The organism is Polaromonas sp. AET17H-212 (assembly GCF_002379085.1).
In the GTDB taxonomy this organism is placed as follows: domain Bacteria; phylum Pseudomonadota; class Gammaproteobacteria; order Burkholderiales; family Burkholderiaceae_C; genus Polaromonas.
The window spans coordinates 126,838-136,458 of record NZ_NBZW01000010.1; the positions used below are offsets into that span (position 1 = coordinate 126,838).

Here is a 9,621-nt window from a genome sequence, read left to right on the forward strand (position 1 = left end):
GCCATCCCTGACCGCGGCATTTTTTCAAACGGTTACAGCGACCCTTGGTTGGGTACACATTTACCTGTTAACTAATGTATCCATATTTCCAAAGCTATTTTGACAGGGTGGGCGTGGTTGGCTTGTAGGATGTTTCCTACTCTTGGGCTGTAGGCAGGCACTGACAGTCATCGATGGCTGTTGCCCACGGTGCATCAGCGATTCCCGGCAGATACTTCACTGACAGTTGATTTCCCCTTCGCTTTCAACAGCGCGGTGCCAACCACTTGCAGGTGTCGGGCCTCTCCCGGTCTTCCAAATCAAGAATCGCAGGCCGCCCCCATGACCCGTGTCGCCACCTTCCTCTCCCGCCTTCGCGTCCTCCCAACGTGGGGTCGGTTCGTCGCGGGCGCGGCACTGGTGCTGGCGGTCCTGATACTGGTGATCGTGTTTTTTCCGTGGGACTGGTTGCGCGGGCCGGTGAACCGCTACGTCAGCGACCAGACCGGGCGCCGGTTCGAAATCACCCGGCGGCTGGACGTGCAGCTGGGACGCCGCATCACGGTCAAGGCCGATGGCATCACCTTCGCCAATCCCGACTGGGCACGCGACCCGTACCTGGTCAAGGCCGAGTCCGCCGAGTTCGATATCCTGTTCTGGCCCCTGTTGCGCGGCCAGGTCGAGCTCCCGCGCGTCAGCCTGAGCCAGCCGGTGCTGGGGCTGCAGATCCTGCCGGATGGCCGGCGCACCTGGGCTTTGGGCAAGGACACGTCCGATACCGGTACCGTGCCAATCATTGGCCAGCTGCTGGTGGACAAGGGCGAGCTCAACTACCTGGCCGAAGCGCAGGGGGCCGATATCAAGACCGAGTTTGGCATGGTCGCAGCGAGTGAAGCCGAAGCCGGAACAGCGGCAGCGGCCCGCGACATGCCGTTGAGCTACAAGGCGCGCGGCAGTTGGAAAAAAGAGGCCTTCTCGGCCCAGGGGCGTGCTGGCAGCGTGCTGCAGCTCAGCGATACCCAGCTCAGGCCGTTTCCGATGGAAGTCCATGCCAGCGCAGGCCGAACCACGCTGCAAGCCAGGGGCAGCATCGGCAATCTGGCGGCGCTCGACGGCCTGGATGCCAATTTCGACCTCAAGGGCCGCACGCTGGCCGACCTGTACAACCTGCTGGGCGTCGTGTTGCCGGACACGCCCACCTATGCCCTGCGCGGCCACCTCGGCAAGCAGGGACCGGTGTGGAAGGTGGCCGGCATCCAGGGGCGTCTGGGTAAATCGGACCTGTCGGGCGATCTCGCCTACGACCGCTCGGGGCAGGTAGCCCTGCTGTCGGGCAAGGTGCAGTCCAGGTCACTCGATTTCGAGGACCTCGGCCCGCTGATTGGTGTGCCGACAGGTGCTTCAGGCGCAACGACCAAAACCGTTGCCAAGGACAAACCTTCCTCGGCCGCCAAGCAGGTACAGGCGGCCGGCAAGGTGTTGCCGACGGCGACACTGGACTTCGAGCGGCTCAAAACCATGAATGCCGATGTCAGCTACAAGGTGGTGGATGTCAAGAACGCCGGCGCCTTTCCGCTGGACCGCTTTGACGCGCGCATTCTCCTGAAGGACGGCGTGTTGCAGCTCGATCCGCTGGACATGGGGGTGGCGGGTGGCCGGCTAGCCGGCCTGATCCGCATCGACGCCAACAGCAAACCCGTCCTGGTGCAGGCCAGGCTCGAAGCCCGCACGCTGCAGCTGAACCAGCTGTTCCCGCGCATCGAACGCACCGAAGGCAGCCTGGGCAAGCTCAACGGGCGGATCGACCTGACCGGCCGCGGCAACTCCGGCGCCCAGGTTCTCGGCTCGTCCTCCGGCAGCGTGGCCCTGCTGATGGGCCGGGGCCAGGTCAGCAACATCCTGCTTGAGTTCATGGGGCTGGACGGTGGCGAGATCATCAAGTTTCTGGCCAGCGGCGACCGCAATGTCACCCTGCGCTGCGCTGCCGCAGCGTTTGATGTCAAGCAGGGCCTGATGACCAGCCGGGCCATCCTGCTGGACACCACCGACACGCTGGTCAACGGCAGTGGCCAGATCAGCCTCGCCAATGAAACGCTGGATCTGGTGCTGTACCCACAGCCCAAGGACCAGAGCATCCTGAGCCTGCGTTCACCCTTGAGAATCACGGGCACGTTTGCCAAACCAGCGGTCGGTCCCGACAAGGCGGCGCTGGCGGGCCGGGCCGGCATTGCGCTGCTGCTCGGCGCCATCAATCCGTTGCTCGCGCTGGCCGCGACGGTGGAAACCGGGCCTGGCAAAGATGCCGACTGCGAACGGGTGCTGGCTGTGGCCAGCCCGGTGAAACCACCGGACAAGCCCGCCGCGGCCAGCCCGGCCGCCAAATAAGCCGCGGCGCCTCAGGGACGCCCGGCTTGCCCGGCGTTCAGGCCGGGGCGCCGCCGCACACCGGACAGGAGGGATGGCGTGCGACCCGCACGTGGTGCCAGTCCATGTTGCGTGCGTCGAGCATCAACAGGCGCCCCGTGAGCGCCTGGCCAATGCCGCACAGCAGTTTGAGCGCTTCGGCCGCCTGCACGGTGCCGACAATGCCTACCAGTGGGGCAAACACGCCCATGGTGGCGCATTGGGCCTCCTGCACCGTCTCCGTCGGCGGAAAGACACAGGCATAACAGGGTGAGCTGCTCTGGCGCGGATCGTAGACCGTCACCTGGCCGTCGAAACGGATGGCCGCTCCGGATACCAGCGGTTTTCGGTGCTTCACGCAGGCTTGGTTGATCAGCTGGCGCGTGGCAAAGTTGTCGGTGCAGTCCAGCACCACGTCGGCCTGCTGGACCTGTTCGTCGAGCACGGCCGCGTCGGCGCGTGTGGTGACGGCAAGGACCTCGACGTCCGGATTGATGGCGGCGACGGCCTGTTGCACGGAATGCGCCTTGTACTGGCCGACACGTGCCAGCGTGTGGGCGATTTGCCGCTGCAGGTTGGTGGCATCGACCCGGTCGTCATCCACCACGGTGATGCGTCCGACCCCGGCGCTGCCCAGATACAGCGCGACGGGTGAGCCCAGGCCGCCCGCGCCCACGATGAGCGCACGCGACGACAGCAGGGTGCCCTGGCCTTCCACGCCCAGTTCGTCGAGCAGGATGTGGCGGGAATAACGCAGCAGCTGGGTATCGTTCATGGGCGGACGTGACCCGGGCAGTGCGGGACAGCCAGGCTGCCGGCCCGTCCGGACCAGCGCTCTGGCGGGCAGACGCGGTCAGTTTTCCTTTTTCTCTTCCTTGCGCTCGACCATGGTCTTGCTGATCATCACGGGCCGGCCCTTGAGCTGGTTGATGGCCTGTGCGAGCTGGAAGTCCTTGTCGCTGCCGAACTCGGGCGGGCGGCGCTGCTCGGGGCTCTTCCTGGACTCTTCTTCCAGGCGCTTGAGGGCGTCCTCGCGGGCTTTTTCACGGCCCGGGTCTTTCACTTCGGCACCCTGGCCGCTGGCGAGGTGTTTTTCCAGGTCGGCTTCGCGCGTGCGCAGGGCCGCAAACGGGCTGCCTTCCAGCGTTTCGTCCACCATCACGTCGGGCACGATGCCCTTGGCCTGGATCGACTTGCCGCTGGGCGTGAAATAACGCGCGGTGGTGAGCTTCAGGCCGGTGTCAGGACCCAGCGGCCGGACGGTCTGCACCGAGCCCTTGCCGAAGGTCTGGTTGCCCATGATGGTGGCGCGTTTGTAGTCCTGCAGCGCACCGGCGACGATTTCGCTGGCCGATGCCGAACCCTCGTTGACCAGCACCACCAGCGGCACGTTCTTCACGGCCGCGGGCAGGCGCTTGAGCGGATCGGCGGCATTGCGGCGCTGGTAAAACTCGGGCGAGGCCTTGTAGGTGAACTTGCTTTCGGCCAGTTGTCCGTTGGTCGATACCACGGTGACGTTCTCCGGCAGGAAGGCGGCGGACACCGCGACGGCCGCGTCCAGCAGGCCGCCCGGGTCGTTGCGCAGGTCCAGCACCAGCCCCTTGAGGTTGGGTTCCTGCTTGTAGATCTGTTCGAGCTTGGCGACAAAATCATCAACCGTGCGTTCCTGGAACTGGCTCAGGCGGATCCAGGCGTAACCGGGCTCGACCACCTTGCTGCGCACCGACTGCGTGCGGATTTCCTCGCGCGTGATGGTCACCGGGAAAGTGCGGTTTTCATCCTTGCGGAAGATCATCAGGGTGACCTTGGTCCGGGGTTCGCCGCGCATCTTCTTGACGGCTTCGTTCAGGCTCAGGCCCTTGACCGCGGTGTCGTCGATTTTGGTGATCAGGTCATTGGTCTTGAGGCCGGCGCGGTCGGCGGGGGAACCTTCGATCGGCGACACCACCTTGACCAGCCCGTCTTCCTGCGAGATCTCGATGCCGACGCCGACGAAGCGGCCGCTGGTGCCCTCCCGGAATTCCTTGAAGGACTTCTTGTCGAAATAAACCGAATGCGGGTCCAGGCTGGCGACCATGCCCGAGATCGCGTCAGTGATGAGTTTTTTCTCGTCAACAGGCTCCACGTAGTCGGTTTTGACCATGCCGAACACGGCGGCCAGTTGCTGCAGTTCCTCCAGTGGCAGGGGCGTGAGTCCGCCCCGCGCCACGGCCTGCAGTTGCACGGTCGTCAGCGCACCGGCGACCGCGCCGATGGAGATCCAGCCTGCTATCTTGAGTTTCTGACCCATAAACACCTTCATTCGCCCCGGTTTTGGGGCAGTTGTCACAGAATTTGAAACAATATACACCTTGGAGAAAGCCCTTGGCGAACAGTTCCCGTAGCCGGCGCCGCCTCTGGCGCCAGCGTGCCGAAATGTTTCAGAAGCGGACCACCTTTACCTTCCCTTGACACAGGAGCGCCGGCAGGGCGCTGTCGGTGTTTTGGGCCTCAGGCCTTGCCTTGGGCGGCGACCGCCGCCTCGGCTTTGGCAATCGCCTCGCGGTCGCCCAGGTAGTAGTGGCGCAGCGGCTTGAGGCTGGCGTCGAGTTCGTACACCAGCGGAATGCCGTTGGGAATGTTCAGCCCGACGATGTCCTGGTCGGCAATGTTGTCGAGGTACTTCACCAGCGCGCGTATCGAATTGCCGTGTGCCGCGACCACAATGCGTTTGCCGGCCTGGATGGCCGGCGCCATGGACTCGTTCCAGAAGGGCAGCACCCGGGCCACCGTGTCTTTCAGGCATTCGGTCAGCGGCACCTCGCCGGGTTTCAACCTGGCGTAGCGCGGGTCATCGCGTTCGCAGCGCGGATCGTTGGGCTCCAGCGGCGGCGGCGGCACGTCGTAGCTGCGGCGCCAGATCAGGACCTGCTCGTCGCCATATTTTTTGGCGGTCTCCGCCTTGTTCAGGCCCTGCAGGGCGCCGTAGTGGCGCTCGTTGAGGCGCCAGCTGTGAACCACCGGCAACCAGGTGCGGTCCATCTCGTCGAGCGTGTGCCACAGGGTGCGGGTGGCGCGTTTGAGCACGCTGGTGTAGGCCAGGTCAAAGTCGTAACCCTCCTTTTTGAGCAGCCGGCCGGCGTTGACGGCCTGCTGCACGCCGGTGGCGGTCAGGTCCACATCGGTCCAGCCGGTGAAGCGGTTGTCCAGGTTCCAGGTTGATTCGCCGTGGCGGATGAGCACAAGTTTGTACATGGTGTGAGGCAGCTTCGTGAGGTTGGAAAAGGGGAGGTCCCCGGCTGGGCGCCCGGGGCGAAAAAGGTGTCCAAAAGGGCGGGCAAAGACTGCGGCAGGTGTCGGGGAAAGCCGGCAGCGCTTCCTGCATTCTAAAATCACTCCTTAATTGCAAAACCCAAGAAGGACTTACAGTGAAATTTCTCATCGACAACTGGATGCTGATCGCCATTGCGCTGGCATCCGGCGGCATGCTGCTCTGGCCCCTGATCTCAAGCGGCATGGCGGCCGGTTCGCTCAGCGCCGCCGGCGCCGTGCAGCTGATCAATCGCGAGAAGGCCGTGGTCATCGATGTCTGTGAGGCCACGGAATTTGCCGCGGGCCACGTGGCCGGCGCCAAGAACCTGCCGCTGGGACAATTCGAGGAAAAACTGCCGATGACCGTGAAAAACAAGGCCCTCCCGCTGATTCTGGTGTGTGCCTCCGGCGCGCGCGCCAACCGGGCGCTGGCCATCGCCAAAAAGCTCGGTTACGAGCAGGCCCAATGCCTGTCGGGCGGGCTGAAATCGTGGAAAGAGGCTAACCTTCCCGTCGAGAAGGCCTGAAAGCCTGCCGCTGCCCCTTGACCCGACCCGGAGATTTCGATGTCCCTTGTGAAGATATACCTGACCGCCTCCTGCCCCTACTGCATTCAGGCCAAGCAGTTGCTCAAGCAGCGCGGCGTGGCCGAGATCGAGGAAATACGCGTCGACCTGCAGCCGGGCGAGCGCCAGAAAATGATGGACATTACCGGTCGCCGGACCGTGCCCCAGATCTTCATTGGCCAGACCCATGTGGGCGGCTGCGATGACCTGATGGCGCTGGACGGTCGTGGCGGCCTGCTGCCCCTGCTGGCCGGCTGAGCATCGCAGCCCGGGCAACGCTGCCCCGGGCCGGCGGGCCGAACGGGGATAATGTCCCGTGCCTGCTGTCCAGCGGGCTTTTATTTTTCAAGCAATCCGAAAGACCACCATGGCCGAAGCCAACCTTGATCCCGTGTTCCAGATCCAGCGCGTTTACCTCAAGGACGTGTCCCTGGAGCAGCCCAACTCTCCCGAAATCCTGCTCAACCAGGAGCAGCCTGCGGTCGATATCCAACTCGGCGTCGAGGCGACCCCGATCGCCGACGGCCTCTACGAAGTCAGCGTGACCGCCACGGTGCACACCAAGATCGAAGACAAGACCGTGTTCATGGTCGAAGCCAAGCAGGCTGGCATCTTTGAAATCCGCAACATGGCGGCCGAGCAGCTCAACGCGGTGCTGGGCATTGCCTGCCCGCAGATTGTGTACCCCTACCTGCGCGGCAATGTGGCCGACGTGATCCAGCGTGGCGGTTTCCCGCCCGTCAACCTGGCGGAGATCAACTTCCAGGCCATGTTCGAGCAGCAGCAGGCCGCAGCAGCCTCGGCAGCCCAGGAAGCCCCGCAAATCATCGTTTAAGGCGTGTTGGTGCAACTGTTGCCAACCCAGGCCCCGGTGTCATGAAAATCGCCGTCCTTGGCGCCGGTGCCTGGGGCACCGCCATGGCCATCAGCGCGGCCAAGGCAGGCGGAACCCCTGCACGGCATCAGGTGACCCTGTGGGCGCGAGACCCCGCGCAGCTGGCGACAATGCAGGCGCAGCGGCTCAACACGCGCTACCTGCCCGGCATCGCCTTGCCCGCTGCCCTGCTGCTGGCGGGCGGCTCCGACGCCTCGCTGGACGCCGTGCTGGCAGAGCAGGACCTGGTCGTGATCGCCACCCCGATTGCGGCCCTGCGCGGCATGCTGCAGCGCATGCAGCACCTTCGCGTGCCGGTGGCCTGGCTGTGCAAGGGGTTTGAAGCACCACTTCCGGTCCTTCCGGCCACCCCCTCATCTTCCAAGCCTTTTGGGCTCCTGGCCCATGAAATACGGGCGCAGGTAGCTATCAATTTAAGAGCGGGCGCACTCAGTGGCCCGAGCTTCGCGCAGGAAGTGGCGCGTGGCCAGCCGACCGCGCTGGTGGCCGCCAGCGAACACGCCGAAGTGCGCGACGCGCTGGTGGCCGCCTTCCACAGCCCGACCTTGCGCATTTATGCCAACGACGACATCGTCGGCGTCGAGGTCGGCGGCGCGGTCAAGAACGTGCTGGCGATCGCGACCGGCCTGTGCGACGGACTGAACCTGGGGCTCAATGCCCGCGCCGCGCTGATCACGCGCGGCCTGGCCGAAATGACGCGCCTGGGCCTGGCCCTGGGCGCGCGGGCCGAAACCTTCACCGGCCTGTCGGGCCTGGGCGACCTGGTGCTGACGGCCACCGGCGACCTCAGCCGCAACCGCAAGGTCGGCCTGCTGCTGGCCCAGGGCCAGACCCTGCAGCAGGCCGTCGCTTCGCTGGGCCATGTGGCCGAGGGCGTGTATTGCGCCCGCACAGTGGTGCAGCGCGCGCAGGGGCTCGGTGTCGAGATGCCGATTTCCGAAGGTGTGGTTGCGCTGCTGGATGGGCAGGTGAAGCCGGCTGAGGCGGTGGCGGCGCTGATGGGACGGGATCCGGCGGCCGAGCCGCGTTAGCGTCTGCCGCGGTCGGGTTCGGACCCGGTTGATGGTTCTTTGTGCTTTCAGCCCTTATTTGGCGCGCGCAATCAGCTATTGAATCGATAGCGGCTTTCCTTCGCAGCGTCGTTCCGGTTGAGCCTGTCGAAGCCTGTACAAGTTTGTGAATGGGTGGGTCTTCCAGCAAGCCGGGTCTCGCCCCGGCGGGCGAGGCACTTTGTCTTTGCTTCGCTGTATAGACCGGGGACATAGGTGACAGGTGTGCGGGGACATGGTTGACACTTTCCGGCGAATTTGCCGGAGGGTCGCCATGCCTTGGAAAGCACAAGACACCATGAGTCTGAAACAGGAATTTGTTGCACTGGCGACGAAAGACGGCGCCAACCGTCGCGAGCTGTGCCGGCGTTTCGGGATCAGCCCGCAGACGGGCTACAAATGGCTGCAGCGCCATGGCGCCGAAGGCGACGCCGGGCTGGCAGAACGCTCGCGCAGGCCGCTGAGCAGTCCGGGCGCCTCGCCCGCTTCGATCGAGGAGCCCGTGCTGGCCCTGCGCCGCCAGCACCCGGCCTGGGGCGGGCGCAAGATCAGCCGGCGGCTGCGCGATCTGGGCCTGGTCCAGGTGGCGCCCAGCACCGTGACGTCCATCCTGCATCGCCACGGACTCATCACCCTTGAGGCCAGCCAGGCGGCAGCACACTGGCAACGCTTTGAACGCGAGGAGCCCAATGCGCTGTGGCAAGCAGACTTCAAGGGCCATTTCGACATCCCGCAGGGGCGCTGCTCGCCGCTGACGATACTGGACGATCACTCGCGCTTTAACGTAGCGCTTCAGGCCTGCGGGCAGACCGATACGCACACGGTGCAGGCGCAGATGAGGCGCGCCTTCGAGCGCTACGGGCTCCCGGCGCAGATCAACTTTGACAATGGCGCGCCGTGGGGCGCGCCGCGCTCGCCCGGGCAGTTGACGGAGCTGGGCGTGTGGCTGGTCAAGCTCGGCATCCGGGTGAGCCACAGCCGCCCGCATCACCCCCAGACCAACGGCAAGGACGAGCGGTTTCATCGCACCCTCAAGGCCGAAGTGCTCAACGGCCGCACCTTCGACAGCTTTGAGCGGGTGCAGACGGCGCTGGATCACTGGCGCGGGGTCTACAACCACGAGCGCCCCCATGAAGCGTTGCAGATGGCTGTGCCGGCCAGCCGCTACAGGCACAGTCCGAGGCGCTTTCCTGCAGGCATGCCGCAACCGCAATATGCGCCGCACGACGAGATCAGGCAGGTGGGCTGGTTCGGGGAACTGAGGTTTCGCGGCAATAGCTACAAGCTGTCCAGCGCGTTACACGGGCAGGCCGTCGCAGTGCGTGCGCGGGATGGCCAGGACGGCGTGTTTGATGTCTATTTCGCACACCACCATTGCCTGGAAATTGACTTGAGACAGCCGGCTGTGGATTAATTCAAACCGTCAACCATGTCCCCG

Annotated in this window: 9 protein-coding genes; 6 read left to right on the forward strand and 3 right to left on the reverse strand. The window is 64.8% G+C overall.

Annotated elements, in window-relative coordinates:
* Positions 1-321: 321 nt before the first annotated feature.
* On the forward strand, positions 322-2,364 hold the full coding sequence (locus B7G53_RS10350; RefSeq protein WP_096667261.1) for an AsmA family protein: 2,043 nt from the start codon (positions 322-324) through the stop codon (positions 2,362-2,364).
* Positions 2,365-2,401: 37 nt separating this feature from the next.
* Here B7G53_RS10350 and B7G53_RS10355 read toward each other — a convergent pair whose 3' ends face one another.
* The 3 genes from B7G53_RS10355 to gpmA form a co-directional block, all read right to left on the reverse strand.
* Entirely contained in the window at positions 2,402-3,157 is a 756-nt protein-coding gene (locus B7G53_RS10355; protein ID WP_096667263.1) for a HesA/MoeB/ThiF family protein, read from the reverse strand.
* 78 nt (positions 3,158-3,235) lie between these two features.
* Positions 3,236-4,672 (reverse strand): S41 family peptidase, encoded by a 1,437-nt coding sequence (locus B7G53_RS10360; RefSeq protein WP_096667294.1) that lies wholly within the window; start codon positions 4,670-4,672, stop codon positions 3,236-3,238.
* A 200-nt stretch (positions 4,673-4,872) separates the two neighbouring features.
* Positions 4,873-5,616, reverse strand: a complete 744-nt coding sequence (gene gpmA / locus B7G53_RS10365; RefSeq protein ID WP_096667265.1) for a 2,3-diphosphoglycerate-dependent phosphoglycerate mutase — start codon at positions 5,614-5,616, stop codon at positions 4,873-4,875.
* 173 nt (positions 5,617-5,789) lie between these two features.
* Between gpmA and B7G53_RS10370 the strand changes: the two genes are divergently transcribed.
* The 5 genes from B7G53_RS10370 (at position 5,790) to B7G53_RS10390 (ending at position 9,597) form a co-directional block, all read left to right on the forward strand.
* The gene (locus B7G53_RS10370; protein ID WP_096667267.1) at positions 5,790-6,200 is read left to right on the forward strand and encodes a rhodanese-like domain-containing protein; all 411 of its coding nucleotides are present in this window, start codon (positions 5,790-5,792) and stop codon (positions 6,198-6,200) included.
* A gap of 39 nt (positions 6,201-6,239) precedes the next feature.
* On the forward strand, positions 6,240-6,497 hold the full coding sequence (gene grxC / locus B7G53_RS10375) for a glutaredoxin 3 (RefSeq protein WP_096667269.1): 258 nt from the start codon (positions 6,240-6,242) through the stop codon (positions 6,495-6,497).
* Positions 6,498-6,606: 109 nt separating this feature from the next.
* Complete coding sequence (gene secB / locus B7G53_RS10380) at positions 6,607-7,074, forward strand: protein-export chaperone SecB (RefSeq protein WP_096667270.1); 468 nt, start codon at positions 6,607-6,609, stop codon at positions 7,072-7,074.
* A gap of 41 nt (positions 7,075-7,115) precedes the next feature.
* Complete coding sequence (locus tag B7G53_RS10385; RefSeq protein ID WP_096667272.1) at positions 7,116-8,165, forward strand: NAD(P)H-dependent glycerol-3-phosphate dehydrogenase; 1,050 nt, start codon at positions 7,116-7,118, stop codon at positions 8,163-8,165.
* A 292-nt stretch (positions 8,166-8,457) separates the two neighbouring features.
* Entirely contained in the window at positions 8,458-9,597 is a 1,140-nt protein-coding gene (locus tag B7G53_RS10390; protein WP_096667274.1) for an IS481 family transposase, read from the forward strand.
* Positions 9,598-9,621 lie beyond the last annotated feature (24 nt).

Excerpts from the sequence above, each read along its gene's own strand:
- B7G53_RS10350 (WP_096667261.1), top strand. The coding sequence starts at position 322 with ATGACCCGTGTCGCCACCTTCCTCTCCCGCCTTCGCGTCCTCCCAACG.
- B7G53_RS10355 (WP_096667263.1), bottom strand. The coding sequence starts at position 3,157 with ATGAACGATACCCAGCTGCTGCGTTATTCCCGCCACATCCTGCTCGAC.
- B7G53_RS10360 (WP_096667294.1), bottom strand. The coding sequence starts at position 4,672 with ATGGGTCAGAAACTCAAGATAGCAGGCTGGATCTCCATCGGCGCGGTC.
- gpmA (WP_096667265.1), bottom strand. The coding sequence starts at position 5,616 with ATGTACAAACTTGTGCTCATCCGCCACGGCGAATCAACCTGGAACCTG.
- grxC (WP_096667269.1), top strand. The coding sequence starts at position 6,240 with ATGTCCCTTGTGAAGATATACCTGACCGCCTCCTGCCCCTACTGCATT.
- secB (WP_096667270.1), top strand. The coding sequence starts at position 6,607 with ATGGCCGAAGCCAACCTTGATCCCGTGTTCCAGATCCAGCGCGTTTAC.
- B7G53_RS10385 (WP_096667272.1), top strand. The coding sequence starts at position 7,116 with ATGAAAATCGCCGTCCTTGGCGCCGGTGCCTGGGGCACCGCCATGGCC.
- B7G53_RS10390 (WP_096667274.1), top strand. The coding sequence starts at position 8,458 with ATGCCTTGGAAAGCACAAGACACCATGAGTCTGAAACAGGAATTTGTT.